The organism is Candidatus Brocadia sp. (assembly GCA_021646415.1).
Classification (GTDB): Bacteria; Planctomycetota; Brocadiia; order Brocadiales; family Brocadiaceae; genus Brocadia.
On the sequence record SOEU01000023.1, the window covers coordinates 1 to 24,942 of the forward strand.

Annotated in this window: 22 protein-coding genes and 1 pseudogene; 15 read left to right on the forward strand and 8 right to left on the reverse strand. The window is 41.1% G+C overall.

The features are described 5' to 3' along the window. Positions 1-705 precede the first annotated feature (705 nt). From E3K36_14735 to E3K36_14805, 15 genes and pseudogenes are all read left to right on the forward strand, one after another. Entirely contained in the window at positions 706-1,005 is a 300-nt protein-coding gene (locus tag E3K36_14735; protein ID MCF6156458.1) for a BrnT family toxin, read from the forward strand. After that, a complete protein-coding gene (locus E3K36_14740) occupies positions 1,002-1,205 on the forward strand; it encodes a hypothetical protein (GenBank protein ID MCF6156459.1) in 204 nt (67 codons plus the stop codon). The genes E3K36_14735 and E3K36_14740 overlap by 4 nt, the downstream gene beginning before the upstream one ends. A gap of 111 nt (positions 1,206-1,316) precedes the next feature. Next, a complete protein-coding gene (locus tag E3K36_14745; protein ID MCF6156460.1) occupies positions 1,317-2,513 on the forward strand; it encodes a hypothetical protein in 1,197 nt (398 codons plus the stop codon). 32 nt (positions 2,514-2,545) lie between these two features. Next, positions 2,546-3,058: a hypothetical protein gene (locus E3K36_14750; GenBank protein MCF6156461.1), complete on the forward strand. Its 513-nt coding sequence runs from the start codon at positions 2,546-2,548 to the stop codon at positions 3,056-3,058. Further along, positions 3,055-4,749, forward strand: coding sequence for a hypothetical protein (locus tag E3K36_14755; GenBank protein ID MCF6156462.1), 1,695 nt, complete (start codon positions 3,055-3,057; stop codon positions 4,747-4,749). The genes E3K36_14750 and E3K36_14755 overlap by 4 nt, the downstream gene beginning before the upstream one ends. Before the next feature lie 330 nt (positions 4,750-5,079). After that, positions 5,080-7,527 carry a 4Fe-4S dicluster domain-containing protein gene (locus E3K36_14760; protein MCF6156463.1) on the forward strand — a complete coding sequence of 816 codons (2,448 nt, stop codon included), beginning with the start codon at positions 5,080-5,082 and terminating at the stop codon, positions 7,525-7,527. A 266-nt stretch (positions 7,528-7,793) separates the two neighbouring features. Beyond that, a complete protein-coding gene (gene rpsO / locus E3K36_14765) occupies positions 7,794-8,060 on the forward strand; it encodes a 30S ribosomal protein S15 (GenBank protein ID MCF6156464.1) in 267 nt (88 codons plus the stop codon). Positions 8,061-8,177: 117 nt separating this feature from the next. Next, complete coding sequence (gene pnp, locus E3K36_14770) at positions 8,178-10,292, forward strand: polyribonucleotide nucleotidyltransferase (GenBank protein MCF6156465.1); 2,115 nt, start codon at positions 8,178-8,180, stop codon at positions 10,290-10,292. Positions 10,293-10,520: 228 nt separating this feature from the next. Then, the gene (locus tag E3K36_14775; protein MCF6156466.1) at positions 10,521-10,727 is read left to right on the forward strand and encodes a cold shock domain-containing protein; all 207 of its coding nucleotides are present in this window, start codon (positions 10,521-10,523) and stop codon (positions 10,725-10,727) included. An 81-nt stretch (positions 10,728-10,808) separates the two neighbouring features. Beyond that, positions 10,809-11,612 (forward strand): two-component sensor histidine kinase, encoded by an 804-nt coding sequence (locus E3K36_14780; protein ID MCF6156467.1) that lies wholly within the window; start codon positions 10,809-10,811, stop codon positions 11,610-11,612. 3 nt (positions 11,613-11,615) lie between these two features. Continuing rightward, positions 11,616-12,974: a sigma-54-dependent Fis family transcriptional regulator gene (locus tag E3K36_14785; GenBank protein MCF6156468.1), complete on the forward strand. Its 1,359-nt coding sequence runs from the start codon at positions 11,616-11,618 to the stop codon at positions 12,972-12,974. Between the two features lie 63 nt (positions 12,975-13,037). Further along, positions 13,038-13,415: a hypothetical protein gene (locus tag E3K36_14790; GenBank protein ID MCF6156469.1), complete on the forward strand. Its 378-nt coding sequence runs from the start codon at positions 13,038-13,040 to the stop codon at positions 13,413-13,415. A gap of 104 nt (positions 13,416-13,519) precedes the next feature. Next, positions 13,520-14,041 (forward strand): peroxiredoxin, encoded by a 522-nt coding sequence (locus E3K36_14795; GenBank protein MCF6156470.1) that lies wholly within the window; start codon positions 13,520-13,522, stop codon positions 14,039-14,041. Positions 14,042-14,249: 208 nt separating this feature from the next. Beyond that, positions 14,250-14,351 (forward strand): annotated as a pseudogene (locus E3K36_14800) (integron integrase). Positions 14,352-14,653: 302 nt separating this feature from the next. After that, positions 14,654-14,998 carry a cupin gene (locus tag E3K36_14805; GenBank protein MCF6156471.1) on the forward strand — a complete coding sequence of 115 codons (345 nt, stop codon included), beginning with the start codon at positions 14,654-14,656 and terminating at the stop codon, positions 14,996-14,998. 455 nt (positions 14,999-15,453) lie between these two features. On the opposite strand, the gene E3K36_14810 is transcribed toward E3K36_14805, so the two are convergent. The 8 genes from E3K36_14810 to E3K36_14845 form a co-directional block, all read right to left on the reverse strand. Beyond that, positions 15,454-16,134 carry a hypothetical protein gene (locus E3K36_14810; protein MCF6156472.1) on the reverse strand — a complete coding sequence of 227 codons (681 nt, stop codon included), beginning with the start codon at positions 16,132-16,134 and terminating at the stop codon, positions 15,454-15,456. Next, positions 16,127-16,912, reverse strand: coding sequence for a hypothetical protein (locus E3K36_14815; GenBank protein ID MCF6156473.1), 786 nt, complete (start codon positions 16,910-16,912; stop codon positions 16,127-16,129). Before E3K36_14815 ends, E3K36_14810 begins: the two co-directional genes overlap by 8 nt. 546 nt (positions 16,913-17,458) lie before the next feature. Further along, entirely contained in the window at positions 17,459-18,442 is a 984-nt protein-coding gene (locus E3K36_14820; protein MCF6156474.1) for a hypothetical protein, read from the reverse strand. Continuing rightward, positions 18,424-18,867, reverse strand: a complete 444-nt coding sequence (locus tag E3K36_14825; GenBank protein ID MCF6156475.1) for a hypothetical protein — start codon at positions 18,865-18,867, stop codon at positions 18,424-18,426. Before E3K36_14825 ends, E3K36_14820 begins: the two co-directional genes overlap by 19 nt. Before the next feature lie 129 nt (positions 18,868-18,996). After that, a complete protein-coding gene (locus E3K36_14830) occupies positions 18,997-20,268 on the reverse strand; it encodes an aspartate aminotransferase family protein (protein ID MCF6156476.1) in 1,272 nt (423 codons plus the stop codon). 47 nt (positions 20,269-20,315) lie between these two features. Further along, on the reverse strand, positions 20,316-21,362 hold the full coding sequence (locus E3K36_14835) for a metallophosphoesterase (protein ID MCF6156477.1): 1,047 nt from the start codon (positions 21,360-21,362) through the stop codon (positions 20,316-20,318). A 32-nt stretch (positions 21,363-21,394) separates the two neighbouring features. Then, on the reverse strand, positions 21,395-23,443 hold the full coding sequence (locus E3K36_14840; GenBank protein ID MCF6156478.1) for a U32 family peptidase: 2,049 nt from the start codon (positions 23,441-23,443) through the stop codon (positions 21,395-21,397). 233 nt (positions 23,444-23,676) lie between these two features. After that, positions 23,677-24,891: a hypothetical protein gene (locus tag E3K36_14845; protein ID MCF6156479.1), complete on the reverse strand. Its 1,215-nt coding sequence runs from the start codon at positions 24,889-24,891 to the stop codon at positions 23,677-23,679. Positions 24,892-24,942: the final 51 nt, after the last annotated feature.

Here is a 24,942-nt window from a genome sequence, read left to right on the forward strand (position 1 = left end):
CCTGCATGTACCGTTAGTCCCTTCCCATTCATCTCCGTCTTGATTTTCGGTTGTTTTCTTTCCTCGTTTTGTGCTATATTCTTCATTGAAAAGGTGAACCTCCTTTTAGGTGTTTTTATTCTCAAAACACCTTGAAATCCCTTGGAGATTCTACCATTTCTGGCCTAATCCTGCAACAAGGCTTCGCCTTGTTTGCAGGATTTAGGTTATATTTAATTTATTCACTATTTCCGAGGGGTATGATGGTGGAAATACTCAAAGCGTTTATATAACTGCTATAACTAAAGAAATCAAGAAAATTATGTTTCTTAAATATTTCTCAGTAAATAGAACCTCTACCGAGCCCTTTTTTTAACCTCTCTTAATAGGGTCTTGAGGTTTTTAATCTTGCGGTTGAGGATGTTTTATATCAATCTGCCAACACCGATAGCCTGTAATGAGATGATTTTTCGAACCGGTAATTAAAAGTCATTTAAAGAACAAATAAATTTAAAAATACATTCAAAGAATTACTGTTTTCTCCGTCCTCTTATTTCACTTACAATATCATACGAAATCTGGTGTCTTCCGGAATTGTTCTGGAATTTGTCCAAATTCCCTACTGAGATGCTTCTGTTATGCCCTTGATTATACCTCTCATTTCTGTTACATTACCGTTAATTTTCAGGATTTGCCGTATAATATACATGCACATAGGAGTAGTAAGTGCGTTATTATTTCGACTGGGACCCTAATAAGGCAAAAATAAACTTAAGAAAGCATAGGATCGGCTTTGAGCAGGCATCTGCTATTTTTCTTGATCCAAGAATGATAACCGTCTTCGACAGTGAGCATAGCGAATATGAAGACCGATGGGCTACAATTGGAATTGACAGGAATGGTATTTTGTTGGTTGTAGTACATACTTTCCAGCAGTTGGATGCCGACTGTTGCAAAATTAGAATTATTTCTGCCCGCAAGGCAACCAGAAAAGAATCAAAACAATATCAGGAGGAAAATAAATGAAAAAGGAATACGATTTTTCCAAAGGTGAGCGAGGTAAGTTTTATCGTCAAGATGCAGAATTGTATTTACCTATTTACATCGAGCCTGACATGATGGAAGTGTTAAGAAAATTCTCAAAAAAAAAAGGCGTCGAGGTTACAACAATAGTAAATGAATGGATAAAAAAAGACATATCCATAGTAGAAACAATAACAAAATAACATATGACTAATCACTCCACAAGATGCGGTGATACTGCCGCAGTATCTGTGAGTTCAATCGTCGTATTGAATCATGATGAAAGTTTTATCCTACTCAAGAAGGCAATTAAAATGAATACTCTGAGAAACGACCTTATTGTTGCCTTCCAAGAGGGCAATTTTCTTCAAGTCGTTTATGAAAAATCATTAAGCGAACATGAAAGTGGTAATGATCTAGCAGATGAACTGGTAAGAATGCATAATGATGAGCTGCTTGATGTCGTTGCAGCTTTTAAAGCCTTGCGGAATAAGTCAGACGCTGCGTATGACTTTTTTATGACCTGCAGCATTCTCGAAAAAGCTCTTCTACACCTCAATTCTCCTGTGCGACCGGTTATGGACTGTGTTCTTCATTTAGTGAAGGAGGCAGGCCAAAAGATGGCTGCGGATACACCCTTCGGCCCTTTTATTGACTTTTGTGCAACTGCGCCATCTCGCCCAAAAGAGTCTCTAAATCAGATCGAAGCATCCATTGATCAATTTGCTCATTTACTAACACCTACTATTGTTGCCGGGGCTCGCATTGACACTAAATACTATCTCAATGAGGCCATTAGACTTACAGGGCATAAGAATATCGAGATTCGCAAAAGGGCTATCTTTTCTTTAGGAAGAATTCAATATCCACAGGGCACCAATTTATGTGAACTTGCACTTACCTGTTTAGAATTGTCTGGGACAAAAGAGACAGACGATCACCTTTTGGGTAATCTCATAAAATCTGCGTTCAGTTTATATAAACACGACAAGTCACAAGAAGAGCGTATCATTAATCTTATCAACCGTGCTTTGTTACAAGAAGGCGACTACGTTCTGCGCGCGGCGGCAGAATTATTCGGCTTTGATTTTAATGAACTCCCCCAGGCCTTGCTGGATGTTCTCCTTGATCATCTACGGCGTGTTAGACCTCAGGACAAAGGCACACTGGATAACATTGACTATGGCTTAAAAAAATTAATTAAACGAGAAGATCCGACCAAAGGTATTGAGTTTTTAGAAGCCGTGCTAATAGCCAACCCCAATGACATACCAATGGGTATATTCGATAGCGTTATTCGAGAGCTTTGCAAGAACAACAATATACTTAACAAATTACTGACGAGGTGGTTTCTGCGGGGTGATAGGGTACTTTGCGAAGGTATACAGGAAGTAGTTAATAATGCCCATAACCAAATTATGCTATTGAAGATAGATCCGTCTGAACTGGTTCCTATAGACCTAGTGCATATTGTTTTCCTTGCAAGAAAAGCCTCGGCTATTTATTCTTAAAGCCAGTAAGTGTTGCAAGTATCATCATTTCTTTGATTCATCTTACCAACGATGCAGAAATACTGCAGCAGCTTGGCACTCTTTTGTTTGACCCCCTGCTCCTCAATTTCCCTGGCAAGATAAGAAATTTCCTAATCCAACAAGCGGAAAGTGAATCAGGGAAAACCAAAATAACAATTGAAAAGGCGCTTAAGATTTTTAATGAATATATGGATGATTTGAAATCAACCGGAGTAATTCCGGAGTTACATCCCTCGCAAGCACAGCGAGATGTACACAGACGGCACTTTTCTCGGCTTATGTCAGAGTCATTTAAGGAGGCGAAGAAAAAATCTGTTTTATTGTCAGTGACTTCAAAGTCTGTATTGCTTTACGGCAGAAAGTCGATCAATTACATTTACGGTACTGATGGTAAATCCAACAGAGTAGAAATTCCATTGCATAGCCACGGTACTGAAATGAAATTTCCACGATACGAAATTATTGATCCTTTCGACTTAGATTATATGCTGAGGCTTTTTCGAGCGGAGAAGATAAAGGCATGAAGCTTATTATCAGACAATACTTGGCCTCACTCAAAGAGCGTGATGAACTGGACGCGGTACTTCCAGACTTGTTGAGCCAGCTAGGGCTTAATGTCTATTCTCGTCCCAGAAGAGGAACCCGACAAGACGGAGTTGACGTAGCTGCTGTGGGCAGCCTTGATGGCGGAACAGAAAAGGTTTACTTGTTCTCAATCAAACCAGGGGATTTAACTCGTAGCTCTTGGGATGGAGATGCGGTTCAATCCCTTCGTCCATCTCTCAATGAGATATTGGATGCTTATACTCCTAACCGACTGCCAAATGAACACAGGGATAAAGATATTGTAGTTTGCCTCTGCTTTGGTGGAGATATTCAAGAGGAGGTAAGGCCTCTCGTCGAAGGATATATAAAACAGATCAACCGGGAAAATCTGACGTTTGAAGAATGGAACGGAGACAAACTTGCCTCACTTATTTTATCAAACTTTTTACGTGAAGACTTATTGCCACAAAACGCCCGCTCGCAACTGCGCAAGTCGCTCGCGTTACTGGATGAACCTGAAACATCCTATCAGCACTTTTCTGCCTTAATCAGATCACTTTCCAGTTCAGAAATTTCGGAAAGCACAAAGGACAAAGACCAGATCACAGCAATCCGTCAAATAAATATTTGTCTCTGGATACTGTTTGCCTGGGCTCGTGATGCTGGTAACTTGGAATCGGCCTATCTCTCCAGCGAACTTACATTACTGCATGCCTGGGAAATTACAAGAAAATACATTGCTAAAACTACTAAAACTGCAAAGTCAGTCCGATCAGCATTCTTTTCTATATTATCCATCTATTGGCAAATTAGCTACGAGTACCTTGGCAAGAAAATTCTGCCGCATACCCATAAACGACATGCTTTATCGGCTGCAGTTCAAGCCCCGTGTAATTTAGACGTTAATCTGAAGTTATTTGATGTATTAGGTCGATTAGCCATAGGCGGCATTTGGGCTTATTGGAAAACGCAGCAAATTGATATCAAAGAGACTGAAACTCTTGGAAAAATATGGAACGAGGTACACTCCTTTTCATGTGCGGTTAAACAACTAATTACGAATAATCCAACTTTATTCTCACCAATAAAAGATGACCAGGCCATAGACATATCAATTTGTGTGTTACTGCTAATTATCGACAAGAATAACCATGACTACATTAGAAAATGGCTTTCTGAACTCGTTGAGCGAGCAACCTTCTCTCACCAAATAAATAGCCAATATCCCTGCAATTTACGGAGCTATGCTGAGTTACTCGAACACCCACAACAAAATAGTGAAAATTATCATCAGGAAGTGACCGGTGGGAGCATCCTGTTCCCGATGATTGCCTTATATGCAGCACTGCTGGGTGATAATGAACTTTATAAACAAGTTCAGTCCATTAAAGAAAAACACCTAAGCCATTGCAACTTTCAGTTTTGGTATCCTGATGATAGTTCTGAAGAGTCCTTCTATACCAATAATAATGCACATGGCGCCACATTGTCCCATGCATGTATAGACCGCTGTATGGATGAGTTCAAAAGCCAGGCCTTTGTCGAATGTGAACACTCACCACACTTTGAAACACTGTCGGCCATTAAAACTGGTTTATGGCCAATTATTCTTGTGGCGTGTCGGCATTACCGTATCCCTTTACCCGTGCATTTGATGGGGTTTTCGTGAATCTGCACAAACATAACGGGGGCTTTCTGGTCAGGTTTTTGATGTTGCTGTTGAGGATGTTTTATATCAATCTACAAGCACCGATAGACTGTAATGAGATAGTTATTTCGAACCGGTAGTTAAAGGTCATTTAAGGAACACATAAATTCCCAACTCTCTCATTCCACGCAGGATTTTTCTTATAGGCAGGTTTACTGAATAAATATGGATAAAAGGATGGATTGTTACTATAATATTTACAAGAATTGATTTGTTTTAAAGGAATGAAATTGTTCCAAATTTTCATGTAATTTATATTAATATCTCATATCTGATTTCATTCGATATTTTATGCAAAGCAAACAGAACAAACATGAATGGCCATACTATGCACGCAGGGTTATTCAATTCCTCTCCTTTTCTATCTTTCTTTATTTACTCCTCTTTTTAGATCCCCTTACCGAAAGAGACCTTTCGGCCAATATATTTCTCCGGATGAGTCCCCTTTCTGCCATCGGGGCTATGATGGCCGCAAAGGCATTTATTTTGAAGTATTGGCCTGCCATGGTCGTGCTATTGCTAACAATTCCCTTTGGGCGTTTCTTTTGTGCATGGATTTGTCCATTGGGAACAACAATCGATATTACCGATCGCTGCCTTGCCGGTCTCAGGAGGAAATCTCAGAAGCATATTTATGACGGGCGTAAGTTTAAGTATTATCTCCTTGCATTCCTTTTGATAAGTCTCTTGTTTACCCGGCAGTATGCCGGATGGTTTGATCCTCTATCCATTGCTACCAGTGTATACGCAATAAGTATCCATCCCTATATTATAGATCTTATCGACGGTCTTTTTGGCTATTTTAGCGCTATTCCTCTTGCCGGGTATCTTTTCACCTTCATCCATAAATTTATCCAGGACGTACTTTTTGCCCATCATGCGCCCTTCTTCAGGGCACATGGAATCCTCCTCTCCGTATTTATTGTATTAATCTTTTTTGGCGTGATATTCCGGCGCTACTGGTGCAGGAACATTTGCCCTATGGGGGCCATTCTTGCGCTCTTTTCCGACTGGTCATTATTCAAAAGGAACGTTTCATCCTCTTGCACAAGCTGTGGTCTGTGCGTTGAGAAGTGCGGGATGGGTGCAATCAGCAGTGATGGACATGGAACGAAGGAAGGTGAATGTATCTTGTGTATGACCTGCCAGAAGGTATGCCCGGAGAACAGCATTACCTTTCGCTTGAAACAACCTGCTGAACAAAGATATGCTGTAAACCTCTCCAAGAGGTCATTTCTCGTGACTGGTTTAACCGGCGCTGTGATGGCACCTTTATTAAAATTAAACTATACAAAGAGGGTTAACAAGGGGAAGGTCTCTCTTATTCGTCCACCAGGTGCTGTGGACGAAGAGGAGTTTCTTGCACTCTGTGTACGGTGTGGAGAGTGCATGAAGGTCTGTAAGACCAACGGACTGCATCCTGCATTGTCGGAGGCTGGTGTTGAAGGTCTCTGGACACCCAAACTCATCCCCAGGATTGGCTACTGCGATTATGGTTGTGTGCTCTGTACGCGTGTTTGCCCGTCAGGCGCAATCAGACGTTTAGACTTAGAGGAAAAACGAGAAATCGCGTTGGGTAAGGCACGGATAGATCATAACCGGTGTATTCCATGGGTGGGTTACGCACGGCTACCAGAATTAGAAAAAAGATGGCAGGATTTCAATTGTGGTGTATGTGAGGAGGTGTGTCCTGTACCCACAAAGGCCATTCATTTTAACACCTATGTGGATGCGCAACAACGGGAGATCCGCAGGCCTTTTGTACGGGAGGATGTTTGCACAGGTTGTGGCTTTTGTGAAAAGGTCTGTCCTGTCCTGGGAACTTCGGCAATTGTTGTAGAAGGAATACAACCTCAAACGAAAATAAGAAGTCTAAAGGAAATTTTGATTATTAATAATTTTCTTCCCGTAGTTATTGGAGGGTGGAAAAGGGTATTTGGGCCAAACGTTTATGAAGGAAAGGATAAACTTTATGAATACATTAATGGAGGTGCGGAGCCTTATCTGTCATATTCTTTTATCCGCGTCTCGAATGCCGAATATCTAAAAGAAGCAGATAAGAAGGTGCTTGTCGATATCTGGGAGTTTGATTCATCAGACGATGCGTTTGGGGTTTTCACGAAAGACAGGGCAGGTGCTGATATAAAGTTGGGTGATGGAAGCGCTCTATTTCAGAACTGCCTCTATCTCTGGAGCGGGGTGTTCTTTATAAAGATTGAGCCGAGGGAGGGAGATGTTTTACCTGAGGAAGTTATTTTTATCGGCAAATCCATAGTTGATTTAATGCCTTATAAAAAGGTAGCTTTGCCCACGATAATGAATTATCTTCCTGGTCAATATCTTCTTCAGGAAAGTCCAAGATTCTTCCATAAAAAAATTATCCTTGATAATATATATATTTCTGACAATTTTATTGAGGAAAATGTGTTTTATTTAAGTGAAAAAACTGATGCTGTTATGGCAGAATATAAACCCAATGCCAACACAGATCCCCTGAAGCTCATGCTTATACGATATCCTGACGGAGATACAGCAAGGCGTGCCTTTGACGATGTGGTGAAACTATGGAGGTCGTGGGGTGAAAAGGAATTGTCGGAAGGAATGATTCATACCTTTCAGGACAAAGCGTTACGCTATACATCATGTGTGCAAAAAACAAATATTCTTGGCATGACATTCCTTTCTCCAGGCAAGGACGATGCAGAAACACTGCTTAAACTTATAGCAGAAAAACTATAACGAACTCTGCGAATAAGATAGTGTTCATTATAATAAGTAACTTCGGGCCAGAAGGGGGAGTATGGCGAAGAGAAATTTAAATAGATTGCCTGGTTATAAGGTTATAGAATGGTTTGATAAATTTTTTTGTTGCAAAAAATAGTGAAGCTTTGCTATATTTGTTAGCTAATAGAAAAATAAGAACATTAACTATATTTAAAGATAGTTGTATACGTGTTTTTAATCGGTGTTTTTGAATGGCCCATTTTTTGTAAGGAATTGGTGTAATGATAAGTAAAGAAGTAAAACAAAAGATTATTCAAGATATCAGGGTTCACGAAAATGATACAGGTTCTCCGGAGGTACAGGTAGCGTTGCTTACAGAGCGAATCAATCATTTAAGTGACCACTTAAAGGAACATAAAAAAGACCATACTTCCCGCAGGGGATTGTTTCAAATGGTTGGACATAGATCTGCACTACTGAAATATTTATCAAACAACGATAACGAAAGGTATAAGAAGCTCATCAGTAAGCTTGGTATAAGGAAATAAAACAAAATTTTAGGAGGAACCTATAGACCTATTGAAAATGTATAAAAATTTCAAAAAGATCATATCTATTGCTGGTCAAAAACAAGATATGAGAAACAAACGAGCATGAGGTGTTAAATGGCATATTGTAAAGTAGAAAGATTGATCGGCAAAAGAATACTCAGTATTGAAACGGGTAAAGTTGCAAAACAGGCCGATGGTGCAGCGTTAGTTCGGTATGGAGATACAATGGTGCTGGCTACGGCAGTATCTGCTCCAGAAGAAAATGAAGAAGCTGATTTTTTCCCTCTTACGGTCGATTATAGAGAAAAGACGTATGCAGCCGGTAAATTCCCCGGTGGTTTCTTTAAGAGAGAAGGTAGACCCACCTTAAAGGAAATATTAACCATGCGGTTAATAGATCGTCCTATCAGACCCCTCTTCCCAGAAACATATCTTCGCGAAGTTCAGGTCATGTCAATGGTTCTTTCGGCAGATAAAGAAAATGATCCCGATATTTTTGCCATGATAGGCGCGTCTGCGGCTTTATCTGTGTCAAGCATTCCTTTCTGTGGGCCTACTGGTTCTGTAAGGGTTGGCCAAATCGATGGAGAATTTGTTATCAACCCCACCCATTCTGAACTTGCTATGAGTACTATAGACCTTGTTGTTTCAGGAACAGAAGAAGCCGTTACGATGGTTGAGTCATCCAGCAAGGATGTCCCGGAGGATCGGATGGTGGATGCCATCATGTTTGGGCACGCCTTTATCAAAGAAATCGTACAACTTCAAAAGGAACTTTTGGCCAAATGCGGAAAAGAAAAACAGCCAATTCCCCCTGTAAAATTAGATAGGGTTCTTCTGGAAGAAATTAAAGAGAAATACTACTCACAGATATTAGAAAAGAATCAAACGCCAGGAAAAGAAGCAAGAAAACAGGCCTTAAACGAAATACTCAATCAGATTATCAATGAATTTTGTACGGAGAAAGAAGGAGCTCCTGCGAAAAAAACGATCAAGACGATCTTTGAAAGGATTGAAACAATTGCAGTTCGTGATCAAATAGTACAAGAGGGCAGGAGGCCAGATGGACGGGGGTTAAAAGATATCAGAGCTATTTCCTGCGAAGTAGGAATGCTGCCAAGAACCCATGGTTCAGCTTTATTTACCAGAGGTGAAACGCAGGCTATTGTGGTAACAACTCTGGGTACTACTATGGATGAACAAAAAGTAGACACCCTTGAGGAAGAATATTCAAAGAAATTTATGCTGGACTATAATTTTCCGCCTTTTTGCGTTGGTGAGGTGAAACCATTACGTGGACCAGGCAGAAGGGAGATCGGACATGGGGCTTTGGCAGAACGAGCATTGGAGGCAGTAGTCCCCCCCCCAGATAAGTTTCCCTATACCATTCGGGTGGTCTCTGATATTACGGAATCTAACGGGTCATCCTCTATGGCCACAGTTTGCGGTGGAACCCTTTCTATGATGGATGCAGGTATTCCTATCACTGCGCCAGTTGCTGGAATTGCTATGGGTTTAGTGAAAGAAGGGGAAAATGTGTGCATCCTATCGGATATCTTAGGGACAGAAGACCACCTGGGGGATATGGATTTTAAAGTTGCTGGGACATCAAAGGGTGTTACCGCACTGCAAATGGACATCAAAATTGCCGGGATTACAGAAAAAATTATGCGAGATGCTCTGGCGCAAGCCAAAGAAGGAAGGCTTCATATACTCCAGGAACTAGCAAAAGTTATTGAAAAACCAAAGACGGAAATTTCTGTATACGCGCCGAAATTAGTTCATATAAAGATTAATCCTGAAAAGATTGGCATGGTCATTGGTCCCGGTGGTAAAAATATTAAAAAAATACAGGAAGAGACTGGTGCAAAGATAGAGATCCAGGACGATGGTACTGTTATTATTTCTTCTATACTTGCCGAATCATCGCAGAAGGCTAAAGAATGGATTGAGCGTATGACTGAAGAAGTCTTGGTAGGTAAAATCTACAAGGGAAAAGTTCTTTCTCTAAAAGAGTATGGCGCTTTTGTGGAAATTATTCCCGGGCACGATGGCTTGGTACATATTTCTGAATTATCTGATGGCTATGTTGAAAAGGTGGAAGATGTCGTACAGGTAGGCCAGGAGATTATGATAAAAGTAATTGGAATAGATGATCAAAAAAGGGTTAAATTGAGCAGAAAAGCCGCCCTTAAAGAAAAAGGACAACCCCAACCTTCAAGTGTGTAAAGGGCTGAAACTTTACAGAACTACCAAAAGCCTTTTTAGTTAAGTGGAATGTTATTTGAAAATATTTACGAAAAGGAGGAGTTGAAGGGAAAAATTATAAAACTTTTGTCACTTATCTTTCGGTTCTTTTAGGGAGGATAAAGAAGGCATAAAGGATAAAAAACAAGTTTGAATGTTCATGTTTTAACTGTTTTAAGTTGTATTTATTCACATAGGAGAGCAATATATATGGCAATAGGTAAAGTTAAATGGTTTGACGCGAAAAAAGGGTTTGGTTTTATTGAACAAGAAGGTGGAGGGGATGTTTTTGTTCACTATTCAAATATCACAAGTGAAGGATTTAAAACACTGGAAGATGGAGAAAAGGTGGAGTTTGATATCGTTGAAGGGGCAAAAGGCTTGCAAGCTCAGAAAGTAACCCGCGTTAATTCCTAAAACATATATAAAAACATCATTGAGCCAGGAAGAAAGTGAACTAAACCGTCTTCCTGGCTTATTTTTTTGGTTACGAGGATTGTGAATCAGTATTTGGTTGGTGCGATAACAGCTGTTATCGTTCTTATTCCAATGGCTTTTTTCTCTCTACGAAGGGCTATAGATAAGACAAGAGAATTAGAGAAAAGAGCGATGCTCTCCGAAAGGTTAGCTTTTGTGGGGACACTGGCAGGAGGACTTGCCCATGAAATTAAAAATCCGTTAAGTACACTCAATATCAATCTCCAACTCCTGATGGAAGATGTTCAAAGTATGAAAGGAAAAAACAGCAAAAAGGTGCACGTAAAGATAGAGGCCTTGCAGAAAGAAGTACAACGGCTGGAGGAGATATTAAATGATTTTCTCAGATTTGCCAGGGGGCAAAAGCTGGAACTGGAAGATCGCGATGTCAACGAGGTTATAGACGAGGTGGTTGATTTTGTTACCCCAGAAATAAAACAGAAGAATATTGTAATACTAAAAAGTTACGATGCCCATCTCCCTTCCTGTCGTATAGACAGCAACCTCATAAAACAGGCGATTTTGAACGTCATCATCAATGCAGAGCAGGCTATAGAAAATGGCGGGGAACTCATGATTCGCACATCCAGAAATAAAAAATATATACAAATAGATATAACAGACACGGGGGTTGGTATTCCAAAAGATATTATCGATAAGATATTTCAGGTCTATTTTTCTACCAAAAAGACGGGTACCGGTCTTGGACTTCCGACAACAAAACGTATTGTCGAAGAACATAAAGGGATTATTTCCGTTCAGAGCGAAGAGGGTAAAGGAACCAATTTCTCTATAAAGTTGCCTATAAATTTAAATATTTATTAAGAGATGACAAACCATACCGTTATTCTGGTTATTGACGATAAGGAAGAACATGCAATCGCAACAGCAGAGACATTGCAGAAGGTGGGATATAAATGTCTCGTTGCTACCAGTGGAAAAGAGGGATTAAAGACCATAGAAACAGGCGCGGTGGATATTGTTGTAACTGATTTAATTATGCATGACATCGATGGACTGCAAATACTCAAAACAACAAAGGAAAGATTGCCTGAAGCCGAGGTCATTTTAATCACAGGGTATGGTACGGTTGAAACGGCGGTAGATGCCATGCAGAAGGGAGCTGCCACGTACCTTTTGAAACCTATTAATATTAACCATTTGCGTGCAGAAGTGGGTAAACTCGTTGAGAAACAAGGGCTTGTAAGAAGCAACAGGGAACTTCATAAACAACTTGACGAGAGGTTCGGACTCTCTGGCATTATTGGCAATAGCCCAAAGATGCAAAAGGTATTAAACATCGTCAAACAAATCTCCGGTACCACTGCTACTGTCCTGATAACCGGCGAAAGCGGTACCGGTAAAGAACTTATTGCGAAGACCATTCACAACAACAGTCCCCGGAAGAATCATCCAATGGTTGTTTTAAATTCTGCCGCCATTCCGGAAAATCTTCTTGAAAGTGAACTCTTCGGACACGAAAAAGGCGCTTTTACAGGAGCCCTGTACCAACGGAAAGGAAAATTCGAATGTGCTCATCACAGCACGTTATTTTTAGATGAAATTGGCGATATGCCACTCTCTACACAGGTTAAATTGTTACGTGTAATCGAAGACGGTGTGATTACCCGGATTGGTAGCAACGAATCGATCGAGGTTGATGTCCGTTTGATTGCTGCTACGAATCAAGACCTGGAAAAACTTATAAAAGAAGGAAAATTCAGGGAAGACCTGTACTTCAGACTGAATGTCGTTTCCATCAAATTACCACCCCTTCGGGAAAGGCTTGAGGATACTGCCTTGCTCATTGATGCATTTCTCCGGGATTATTCACAGATGCACAATAAAAAAATCTTGTACCTCTCACCCGAGGCAAGAAAAATTTTGTATAAATATTCCTGGCCAGGAAATGTACGGGAACTAAAAAATTGTATCGAAAGTATGGTAGTTGTAAGCACGAAAGATATTTTGGGCGTTGAAGACATACCTGACCACATACTTCAGCGAAGTAATGAAGTATCTCATTCCCCAACTTTAGTGGCGGGAATGACTGTGGAAGAGGCCGAAAGGGAGCTTATCAAAAACACCTTGACGACAGTCGGAGGGAATAGAGAGGAAGCGGCAAAGTTGCTTGGTATTGGTGAACGTACCCTTTACCGGAAGCTGGACCGATACGGACTCAAATAAAAATATGCGTTGCTCGTGGTGTGACAATTTAGCAGAAAGAGATTTATAAAATATTAAATAATTATGTTAGAAATCAAACTCTGTGCTAATTGCAAAAGAAGTCTATCGAAGAATGATATAGACTCTGGACGCGCGATATATCAGGAAGACGGAAAGCTTTTTTGCAGAGAATGTTTAACCCTGAAAACCAGAAAAGAAAAGGGATACGAAGAAAAAGATTTTGTCCTGGAGGCTTTGTTAAACGAAGTAAAAAACATAAACCGTACTTTAACCTATGAACCTGCTTCATGGTTAACTATTTTGGCTGCTGTTATTCAATGTTTTGTTTTCGGCTCGCTCATTTTTGCTTACCTCAATCGCAATAGTGATGTCCATGCGTACCTATTACTTGCTTTAGTCTTTCAGGTAATGGCGTTAACCTTCTTTGTTATAAAAAAATAAACAGAAAAGCAAACAAAAATATCTTGACAATAATTTGCTTGTTTTTATAATGAGGATTAATATTTATTTAACAATCATTACATATTAAAAGAAAGGAGTACGGCATGAGTGTAAAAGTAGGGCAAAATGCACCTGATTTTACCTTGCAAGGTCTTGTAGATGAAAAATTTCAGGATGTAAACTTAGATGATTATAAGGGCAAGTGGGTAGTCCTTTTTTTCTATCCGCTGGATTTCACATTTATCTGCCCTACAGAAATCACCGAATTTTCCAAGCGAGACAGTGAGTTTAAAACATTGAATGCGCAAGTAATCGGGGTAAGTGTTGACAGTGTATTTTCTCACAAGGCATGGTTAAAGGAACTTGGAAAGATTAATTTTCCCTGGCTCAGTGACATGACAAAAGAAGTTTCGAGAAAGTATGGTGTGCTCATCGAAGAGAAGGGTATTGCCTTAAGAGGCACATTCATCATTGATCCGGAAGGAAAACTCAAGTATCAATTAGTCCATGATTTGGGTGTTGGCCGAAGTGTCGAAGAAATTCTCAGGGTATTAAAAGCATTACAGACAGGGGAGCTTTGTCCGGTTGAATGGAAGCCCGGCAAAAAGACCCTAGGCAAGGCATAATGCTAATATTTAGGTTATAAATTTGCCCAAAAAAGTTTTACAAGGCAATGCCACAAAAGGTACAATCAATTTTTGACTTTGTTAGCAAAGGAGAGAATCCTGTGCAACAAGCTTGCTCCATAATAAAAAATTCTGGCAATGCAGACGAGCATCCAGCAGACGTCTCTAAGTTGGGTCATAAGCCGAAACTACTGGACTGTCTTCGTGAATCTCTTGGTTGATGTCCTCACTTATGTATGGCGCTGGGCTGCGCCTGATGGAATGTCCGCGCTTGCGGGTTCAGGACATTGACTTTTCCTGCAACGAGATTCTTGGCCACAAAGATGTCAGCACAACGATGATCTACACCCATGTCTTGAACAAAGGCGGTCATGGTGTCCGAAGTCCCGTCGACAGGTTGAAGGTCGGTTTATGCAGTCTGTATAAACCGGAACAGGCGATTAGAGAAACATACACAAAAGCTTTATAAAAAACAAGTTACAATGCGTTATAAGAAGGCACGACAACTTCTTATATATTGAAACAGTCTGTGTTTGCCGTTTTATATAGACTGTATAATCAATGTTAGCAGCCGCACTGGTGAGGGCCACAATGCCGGAAATTGGAAAGACCATCAGATTGGAAGTAGTTGCCGAAAACGTAGCGAACAGCGAGGACTTGAAAGTATTTCTTGATGGAAGTACACGATCCGAAACGAGACTTCATTCCGCAATAATAGGTATTGGCACCTACCAAGCAGGCTGGAGATGGTCACTGCACGCCGGGATGCAAACTGCTCGCCCCTCAGAAAATCATGTTGGGTACGTTCTTTCCGGTCGTATGTTGATTCAGGACGCTAATGGAATCGAACGCGAAGTCGGCCCCGGAGAGGCATTCGAAGTGGGTCCTGGGCACGATGCATGGGTAATTGGCAACGAGCCTTGTGTCGCGCTCGATTTCACCCATTGTGGAAACTAAACATCGTTGGTCGCTGGGTATGTCAGAACTCTCGAAGGCGCTAACAGTGCGACCAACACGGACGCTTGACCGCGTTGCGCCTTCGCTACCACTTCGACCCGCCGCCGTCAAGTGCCGGTTATCGCAACGTTATGCCGCTCTCTCGGAGTTAAACGTCCATGAGTTACACACCTCGCTCACTTTTCAGTCTTCTTGAAGGTATAGACGCTCATCGCCTGTTATTCCCATATATTCAACGTCCCTTTGTGTGGGAAAGGGAACAGGTAGGGTAGGCGTCGCCTACCATGTATTTCGGATGTATGCAGGTGATTTGTGGGATGTGGGGTGAATGAAATGAATGGGAATGGTTTGACGTTGAACGGATTATAGCAATGGTGGGGCCATGCTTGTCTTACATCATGTTGTTACATAAAAATTGAAAAAGAGGAAATTCCTTGTAACTTATTCCAGTTTCTTTAATTTGACATTTGAAAAAAGACACAGACCTTTTGTGAGACACAGTCTTCCCGTCCCCTGTAAAAATGGTCACTATCTTCTATTAATTCCAGGATCTTGGGCGGTGATAGAACTTCAAAACCTCTTATTGTATCCTCCACTGTTGCTGCAAAGTCATTCCGGCTATAAATAAATAATTTATTCTTTTTGCATCCCTGTAAAAAATTCAGGGTGTATCGGCCAAAAGGCGTCGATATGGAGGCGAATGCCCTCACGTTTTTACTTTCTACACCTACCCTCATGCCGGCGACAGCGCCGAATGAATATCCCGCTATAAAAATTCCATGCGTTACGCCAATTTGTGAAACCAAAAAATTAAGTGCCGCATGGGTATCCGCAACGGCATCAGTATAGTCTCCGCCATTCAAGGATATATCCCAGTACTGGAACTTCTGGGCTATATCCTTTACATGACACTCACTATTTCCCACTCCCCGATAGTTAAAACGAAGGGACGCAAATCCCATGTTGGCCGATATCCGCGCAATGCTCGCAATAATATTGTTGTCCATGTCCCCACCCAGATTGGGATGCGGTGCACATAAGAGGATCGCAGGGGATGACTGCATATCTTCGTTATATGACAGGACTCCTTCTAACTTCAGTTTACCTGAAAAAAAATGTACGCATTCCTCAATCATGATTTAAGAGTATTTGTGATAATCGGAAATTGTGTATACCATACGATTGAATCAGCCTTAAAGAATCTCGCGTAGTGTTATCATTTCCACAGAATTGTTTGATTTTGCTATCGAGCACTTCTTTCCATGCATCATACAATAATCCGTAATCCTGATTATGGCATTCTATACAATATTCCCGAACAGGTTTAAATGAATATCCGCCTGATTCCAACTTGTGACAATCTGTACAGGAAACTGCCTGAGACATCCAATCCGGTATCTTTATTCCGATGATTTGAATGTCTCCATTTATGTAATCCTTTACATCGGCATGGCAATGTAAACAATCCGTTTTACCCAAAAACCCCTCATCTCCCTTGGATTCCACTAAAGCCTTGTTTATAAAAGGTTTGCTAATCGGGAAATGAGATGCATTTTCCTTATCCTGCATGAAGAAAGGATTTGAAATTGTTTTGTTGTCTCTTTTATGATGGCAGACCCAGCAGTCCTTATTCTGTATAATAAGACCACCGTGTGTTTTTGTATGAACGGCATCATTATTGTGGCACTGACTGCACTCCAATCCCTGATTGGGGGAATGCGTCTTATGTTGGAATACCTTCCCCTGATATACCGTGTGATAGACCATGTAATTCACATGACACCTGTCAGTGCAGGAACCGGTAGAAAACGAGGATGTATCTGGTTTTATTGCATAAGTATCGTCTCCCCGGGCTAATGGTTGCAATAAAACAATGAAAATAGAAAAAATCAATCGCAAATATATCTTGAGCATAGTAAATAGTATCAGCGGAAATAATAAGGGAATTAATCCCTCTAAATCCCCCTTAGTCCCCCTTCCCTAAAGGGAGATTAATTTAATTGTATAAGAATTTTTATTTTATTTAAGCGGTATTTGAATTGGTGTTGGTAGGACAAGCGTCTCGCTTGTCCGGTATCAGTTTGTTTGCTTTTGATTTGGTTAACCGAGACGGTTGATTTACCAATTTCTTCCAGCTTAAATGTATGTTGAGAAATTTTCCGCTCGTTCCCAAACTCTGTTTGGGAACGCAATAGCTAAGAAACTCCGTTTCGAAAAGATATTTCACGTATTTAATATTTATGGACACCGTAGCTGCCATCTTCCCTGATAAGATTATAGTTTACTTCCGCCGCATGAACGACCTGGTTTGTGTTAACATTGTGCTGCCTTTTTGCTTTGTCAGCAAGCTCCTCAACAATCACCTGTGTTGTTACAGAACGCATCTGTTCATCCTATATTCTCTCAAATCCCTTCTCGTGGCAATCCTTTTGTTTAACTTCTTAGACTCCAGCAAATTATTTAAAGTTTATGGATCGTTTCTGACAATAAAATATTTCGGTCTTTCTGAAAGGATGTTCGGATCACAGTGGCCTTAATTATAGACGAATTCTCACTCCAACCAAAGCAAAAAGGAATGCATTTTTTCCCCTTGTACGGTAAAGCCGTTTTCAATTCAACGAACAGGCTTTCTTTTTTTAAATCTATAATACGGCCTGTTTTATCCAGCAGTTCGGTCGTTACAATAACCTCCCTGTATCCATAATCCCCTGTGGGTACGCTGTGAGGAATGTCTGTATTTTCTAATTCCAACACACCTTCAATCTTTCCTTCCGAACAGGTTACTTGTATGAAGGATAATTTTAACAGGTTCTCATTTCCATGAGATATAGCCAGAGATGCGAAAAGATGCTGTTTCCCCTCTCTTTTAGGATATATTTTCTGCCATGGGTCATCCTGAATAAGTTTTCGCTTTATTGCAGGCATATGGCAGTCCTGACAGGTCTTCCTACCCTCTGCAGTACCTGATTCCTGCCATGTCTTAAACGTACCTATATGACATTTACCACAGAACTCACTTGTCCTGAAAAATGGGTTCTTTTCTGCAATGGGGTGTGGTCCGTGTGCAGGTGCAGGACCACTTAATTTGCAGTCATTCAGGTGGCAACTGTTGCAATTTACGCCCTCCTCCCGGTTCACACCACGTGGTACAATCTTTTCATTCGTAAAAATGGTTTCAGGGGCGTGACATCCTATACAAAAGGTAAACTGATATTCATTGGTCTCTTCCCTAAATGCACTATTGGTGAAACTGCTGGCATGGGGTGAGTCCTTCCACTCGGTATAAATATCTCTATGACAATCTCCGCACCGTTCGGACCTGGGAGATTTTGACCCTTTTTCCACCAGCTCAGGATAGATGACGCAACTAACCGGAAGGAAACTGAAAATTAAAATGAAAATGGGCAGAAATCTTCTGTGCAGTGTTACTGGTTTAAAAAACATAACGTAATCACGAAAACAATAGTAGTAATAACGATCATAAATGGGATGGGCCTTTGCCACAGATTGCGGCGCTCTTTGGCATACCGGGCATAACTGCTATTTGTACCTTCCGTACTATTGAAAAATGATACACTATATCTCCTTTCACGTATCAGGAATGGCCAGGAAACAAATAGTAAGGCACATAAAACCAGGATAGAAATAAAAAGAGCCTCGTTCTGGATGAGTTGTTTTAGGTTATAAACCGGCAACAACGGCCAGGGTATGTGATCAGGTTTATTAACTAATTTAGGCAATGGGAAAAAGGCGGCAGCAACCAATTCGATTATAACAAGAAAACACGAAACTATGATATGCCTGAATAGTTCATTTGGAAAAAAAGGTTCGAGCATCTCTGGGCTTTTGCCTTTTGCATAGTCTTTCATTCGAAAATCCTTCCTGCGTTAACAAAAGAAGTTAAGGAGGTAAGTGAGAAAGTTCAATCTATTGCAACTTGCTGTTCTTCCAACTTTATTCTCAGTCTCGATAGTTATTATTTTAGAATATTTCATCTATCACAGTATCTCGTCCAAAGCTTCTACCACGCGGTCTATATCATCATGCGTGATCACCAAAGGAGGCTGGAAAGTAAGCACGTTCCGTGATACGCCCGTCTTCCCTGCTAAAATGCCACGATCTTTTAAATCTTCGAGGATATTGTCTATTTCTTCGGTTGCAGGAATCTTATTTTCTTTGACCAGTTCAACACCCAGCATTAGTCCTTTTCCGCGCACCTCCCCCATAAGTTTGTGCCTTTGTTGCAGTTCAATCAGTTTGCCTTTAAAATAGTTTCCAAGTTCTTTTGCCCTTTGCACGAGTTGATATCTTTCAATAACGTCAATCGTCGCCAACGCAGCCGTAGCTGATACGGGATTGCCGCCAGTCGTGGAAGCGCCGGGACGTGTGTAAGATGAAGCAATTTTATCATTCGTTATAAAGGCACCGATGGGAGTACCATTGGCCAGGGCCTTGGCCATAGTCATAATGTCAGGCACAACATTCCAATGTTCAATAGCAAACATCTCTCCCGTTCGGCCAAATCCTGTCTGCACTTCGTCTGCTATTAAGAGTACATTGTACTTGTCGAGAATTTTCCGAATTATCGTAAAATACTCCGGCGGGGGTGTAATAATGCCACCGTTGCCCTGAATAGGCTCAATAATAAAGGCTGCAAAATCGCCACTTTTAACAACGTCCTCAAGATACCTTGCGCATTGTAAATCACAGCGCGGATACATAAGTCCATAAGCACATCGGTAGCAATATGCCCCTGGAATATGAACAATATCACCAAGAGGATTGGGATCGGTTCTCCACATCGGAAGTCCTGTAAGATTCATGGTGAGCTTTGTACGGCCATGCAATCCCTGCCGGGTGGCGACAAATTTATTTTTTTTTGTATATAACTGGGCAAGAAGTGCTGCCCCATCATTGGCCTCTGACCCGCTGGCGCAAAAAAAAGAGCGTTTCAATGAACCAGGGGTAATCTGCGCCAATTTTTCTGCAAGGTCGACCATGGGCTGGGTGAGATAAATGGCGGTGGTATGCTGAAGCGTTCTGATCTGTTCACAGATCTTTTCCACAACCTCGGGGTTACAGTGTCCTGCGTTCATCACAGACACTCCACCATAAAAATCAAGATACTGCTTGCCCGTATGGTCAAACAGATACTGCATCTCCCCCCTGACGATCTGCATCGGCTTTTTATAAAAATGGTAAACGCATGGAATAAGATATTCCAGCTTCTTCTGAAGAATGGCATCAGGTCCGATATGGTTCGTTGTCATGGTTGATACAATATTCCTGCAGCGGAGCTGCAATCAGATAATGAAACCTATACAAAAATACGTTTAAAACGTTGACAGATATGTTTAAGCAATGCTATTGAGATTGTCAGTAAAATAATGTTTAAAAAGGAGGCAGCAAACAAATTGTTCATTAACCAGGGATACATGCCTGCTAATGCAAATCTTTCAATCCTGTCCTGGAGGTCTTCGTCTCTGTTAACAACGAGTATCTTTTCAGAAACACTGTCTTTTGTCACTCCTAAGACCAATGCATGATGGAAACAGCCGAATTTCTTTTCTTCAAGATGCGCTCCCCCTCCTCCGGTCACTAAGTATACGGTGTCTTTCCTGGTAATTCTTGCATATCCATGGTAATCACCTGCTATTACGTAGTCCGCATTCAGTTTTTCAATGAGAGAAACAAGCTCTTCAGAACCTTCAAACGATCTGGCATCGAAGTCTGATGATATTGGAGGCGGGATATGCATAAAAACAAATGTCTTCCTGTAATGGGATGAAGCCTTTTCTGAAATTAACTTTTCTAAAAACCGAAGAGTTTCCTTATTCGGGTAAGGGTTGTTCAGGATGCGGAGAACAACAAAGAGACACCCCTGATATTCAAATGAGAAAATACTGGGACCGTAGACTTCTTCGAATCTCGATATTGGGAAATTTTTGCTGTCAACGTCGTGATTTCCTACGACAAAAAACGATGGGAAAGGAAAAGAAAATTCGCTTATATACTCAGCTTGAAAATAGTTGTGCTCACCTTCGGTGCCTTTATGAACAAAATCACCCAAAAAAACGATGAAAGACAATGGCTCATTGCGCAATTCTTTAGCAATCTTTTCAAATGTCCCGGTGCCTTTAGTGTCTCCCACAATTGCAAAACTGAATTCGTCCCTCTGTTCCTCCTGGCACAATTTTTCTCTGTTCTGTGGAAAATTGCCGGATAAGTGATTTAAATCTCTCTTGCCTTCAAAATGGTGGACGAGCAAAACGTAGAATTCGAAACAAAAAAAAGACGCCAAAAGAAGAAGGATTATTATCCTCGTAAAAAATAATGAGAGAATTATTTTCTTATAGCTTAACATTCTATATTTCTCCTCCGGATATATTTAATTCGTTACTGTTTGATACTTTTCATTACCTCAGCAGTACTTTTTGAGTGGGTTATATCCTGTACATAGCCACCCAGATTAAATCCCCTTGGACTATTTTCAGTTAATATATCCCATTCACTCTCCTGTATCGGTAATGAAATACCGGGGTGTTCTGCATATATGCTTAAATATTTATGGTACATGCTAACCAGGGTTTTTACCAAGGAATCTTCATAATACTGTCCCTCAATCCGCAACACTTTTATGCCAGCCTGTACAAATGAATGAAGGTATGGCAATACACAGATATCTCTTGCTAACAGGAGATGAGTCCTGCAGTACTGATCATTTTCGATGGGCCGTACTTCTCCACGCTCGTCCTTGAGTGCGTATCCCATATATTGGCACACCTGTCTGCAATGATCTTTTTTGTGTGATTTAGAGGTCACCATAGCCGGGATACAGTGTTCGAGTATCATACCGGGAACTGGTCCATGAACGACACATTCCACGGGTAATGACGCTTTGCCAGAGAATTGTTTCAAATGTTTATATGAACATTCCAGGGCGGCTGTGATTCCGGAAACCCCTGATTCTTCCAGAAGGTTTAAAGCTTGTACGTTAAGGACGTTTAACGAATAGTCTCCCAGAATATTTAATCCGAATTTCCTTGCCAGACGTATTGCACCCAGACTATGAACAAGTACATAATCGGCATGGAATGATGCAGCCTGCTCAAATAGCCATGCCATATCAGCCATCTCACGGGAAGTAGTTATGCGGGGTGTGCCTATTCCAATAGTTTTTCCAGCATCATGGACCCTCTTGCATGCCTCCTTATACGATGTCTTTGTCCAAAACTCTTTTTTCAACGGTGAAACTTCTCCACTAATATAGATACGATCTGCACCCTCATCCAACGCCAACTTCAGGGCGTTCATAGAGCTTATTTTTACTGATAATAGTGGATTATCTCTATTTGAGTTTGCTGTTTGAAAGTTAATTGGTTTTTCTTTTCCGGTATCTTCTGCGATTTGCAATTCAAAGGGGTCATTATAAATATCCTCTTTTGTAAGAGACGTTTCTTTTGCTGCACGACTTAAGAAGAGGGGTTCTCGACTCCCTGAGATATCGACAAGAGATGCAGACGCCGGTGTGAATGCCATTGATGTAGTAAACTCACGTACCCGATGATTGTAAAGTTGTTCATACTCTGTAGAACCCATGTAATAAGCAGCAGGATTATCAAGATAGGTGTCTATTGCCTTACGATAGATGCCGACAACTTCTTTAAGAAAATCAGCATGTCTCATGCGCCCCTCAATTTTTAAGGAGCATACTCCCGCATGGATAAGGTCAGGGATATGTCTTAAGAGGCACATATCCTTCATAGCCAGTAAGTGACCCGAAGGCAGGTCTCCTATGGGTTGTCCCGAAACACTTTCTACAAGGGTATAATGCCAACGGCACGGTTTCATACACTCGCCGCGATTTGCGCTCTTACTAAAAAGCACGCCGCTGGCATAGCATTGCCCGCTCTGGCAAACACACAAGTCGCCATGCACAAAATACTCAACTTCAATTCCGGCCTTTTCCTGTATCTCCTTCACCTGGTCAAGGGAAATGTCCCGGGATGTAACAATACGGCTTGCTCCCAATTCTTTCAGTGTTAATGCGGATTCAATATTATGGATATTCATCATTGTACTGATATGGACAGGTGTGGGAATGCCCATCTTCCTGATCAGATTTAAAACACCCAGATCCTGGATGATAATGGCATCTACCTGAATTTCACTCAAAAAGTTAAGAAAATGCCCCGCTGCGTTCATCTCATCATTACAGAGAAGATTGTTTACGGTAATGTACAGTTTCGCGTTCTTTGAGTGGGTATATCGTACGGCCTCTACGATTTGTTCGTCTGTAAAATTGAAATCTGACCTGTGAAGCCGCATATTAAAGCGCTTACCGCCGATATATACTGCATCGGCACCGGCATCGATTACTGCAGTCAACGCCTCCCAGCGGCCTGCAGGTGCAAGAAGTTCAATGTTAGTTTCTGATAATTTCATAATATCCTTCTTCTAAAAAAATTTATTCATTTGCTGGTTAAATTGTCTTCGATTGAACCTAAATAGTTGGTACGTTTTTACAAAGTTTATCTTCCTTTGAATGCCTTTTCCCAACCCGAACGAGTCGGAAGTGAAAAATGCAAATTGCAAAGTTTATTTTGCATTTTTCAATTTACACTTTTCATTTTTCATTGAATTTTTGCTAAAAATGTCAAAATTATTTCTGGAAGATACTAATACACCCCTACCTTTGCATTTGCTTCTAATCCGTTTAACAGCGATGGATTTCTGACACCGTCCTGATAAATACCGAGGGACTGTGCATTTTTGGTGGGCGCAATCCGTATAGCCTCATCCCTTTCAAACATATTGGGGATGAAAAAGGACACGTCAAGCCGATGACACACTACCTGACCCTTTTCACCATAGTTAACCATATGGTCAAGACGATTCCGGTCAGGATGGATACCGTTTCTTGTTGAAACGATCTGTAACACCATGCGAGGTCCGGGAGGATAATAGTCCAGATTACCATTCAAAGATTCATCAATTTCCATACACAGGCCAAACAGGGTATTCCCATAACCAGCGATGTGGACAGCATATGGAAAAAGTTCACTTCGGAATCTTTTGAGTTGCTCCTGTTCAATGGGAACCCCGCCATAGTGAATACCGCGAATCTGCATTCTTTGTGCAAAATTCATTTCCTCAGCCAATCTGAGCAGCAGGGGAGGGGTCGAATAAATTACTTCGATGCGCTGTCGTTTCAGTATATCCAGCGCCTGCTCAAGAATGTGGTTAAGATATCTCTTATATCCCAGAGAATCAGGCTTTAGTTTCTTTACCCATCGCGGATCCATATCAATAGAAAATGGATCCATACTACCCATACTCTGTGCTACAGGACCAACGGCTTTGCCTATAATGTGAGGGCCACTGGGACCTACCCATAGCCAATGAGCGCCCCGGGGAAATCCCCTGTATTCTGCGATATACCGGAACCAATCCACGAATGTAACGTAAAACTCTCTCTTCAAATAGGCCGTTACTTTCGGAAGGCCGGTTGTTCCTGCCGTTTCCCCTAATATGAGTTGTTCCTTATTTTCAAGATGAATTTTTGGAATGAAACATTCTATCGGGTAACGCCGAAGGTCTTCTTCCTCCATCGGTCCCAGGATATGCAGATCTTCCAGAGAAGAGATATCCTTCCTCGCATTGATACCTAACTCCTTCTCCTTTTGAAGCCAGTAGAGCGAACCAATAACAGGGTCAAAGTGAATTGATACTATCCGTTTTACCCACTCATCTGCCGACACACCAAACCACTCTGCATCCTGAAGAATGGCTTGATCAGGTCGCCGGTCTAATCTGTTGAATTCACACTTGGTGAAAAGTCCAGGATTTATTGAAGTATTATTTTTATTGGTTTCTATTCCTGTTTGTATCATGGGAAAATTACCTTTTTTATAAAATTTGCAGGGGAAGGTTTGAAACCTCCC

Coding starts and splice junctions, on each gene's coding strand:
- E3K36_14740 (MCF6156459.1), top strand. CDS start 1,002: ATGAAAAAGGAATACGATTTTTCCAAAGGTGAGCGAGGTAAGTTTTAT.
- E3K36_14745 (MCF6156460.1), top strand. CDS start 1,317: ATGAATACTCTGAGAAACGACCTTATTGTTGCCTTCCAAGAGGGCAAT.
- E3K36_14755 (MCF6156462.1), top strand. CDS start 3,055: ATGAAGCTTATTATCAGACAATACTTGGCCTCACTCAAAGAGCGTGAT.
- E3K36_14760 (MCF6156463.1), top strand. CDS start 5,080: ATGCAAAGCAAACAGAACAAACATGAATGGCCATACTATGCACGCAGG.
- rpsO (MCF6156464.1), top strand. CDS start 7,794: ATGATAAGTAAAGAAGTAAAACAAAAGATTATTCAAGATATCAGGGTT.
- pnp (MCF6156465.1), top strand. CDS start 8,178: ATGGCATATTGTAAAGTAGAAAGATTGATCGGCAAAAGAATACTCAGT.
- E3K36_14775 (MCF6156466.1), top strand. CDS start 10,521: ATGGCAATAGGTAAAGTTAAATGGTTTGACGCGAAAAAAGGGTTTGGT.
- E3K36_14785 (MCF6156468.1), top strand. CDS start 11,616: ATGACAAACCATACCGTTATTCTGGTTATTGACGATAAGGAAGAACAT.
- E3K36_14790 (MCF6156469.1), top strand. CDS start 13,038: ATGTTAGAAATCAAACTCTGTGCTAATTGCAAAAGAAGTCTATCGAAG.
- E3K36_14795 (MCF6156470.1), top strand. CDS start 13,520: ATGAGTGTAAAAGTAGGGCAAAATGCACCTGATTTTACCTTGCAAGGT.
- E3K36_14810 (MCF6156472.1), bottom strand. CDS start 16,134: ATGATTGAGGAATGCGTACATTTTTTTTCAGGTAAACTGAAGTTAGAA.
- E3K36_14815 (MCF6156473.1), bottom strand. CDS start 16,912: ATGCTCAAGATATATTTGCGATTGATTTTTTCTATTTTCATTGTTTTA.
- E3K36_14820 (MCF6156474.1), bottom strand. CDS start 18,442: ATGTTTTTTAAACCAGTAACACTGCACAGAAGATTTCTGCCCATTTTC.
- E3K36_14825 (MCF6156475.1), bottom strand. CDS start 18,867: ATGAAAGACTATGCAAAAGGCAAAAGCCCAGAGATGCTCGAACCTTTT.
- E3K36_14830 (MCF6156476.1), bottom strand. CDS start 20,268: ATGACAACGAACCATATCGGACCTGATGCCATTCTTCAGAAGAAGCTG.
- E3K36_14835 (MCF6156477.1), bottom strand. CDS start 21,362: ATGTTAAGCTATAAGAAAATAATTCTCTCATTATTTTTTACGAGGATA.
- E3K36_14840 (MCF6156478.1), bottom strand. CDS start 23,443: ATGAAATTATCAGAAACTAACATTGAACTTCTTGCACCTGCAGGCCGC.
- E3K36_14845 (MCF6156479.1), bottom strand. CDS start 24,891: ATGATACAAACAGGAATAGAAACCAATAAAAATAATACTTCAATAAAT.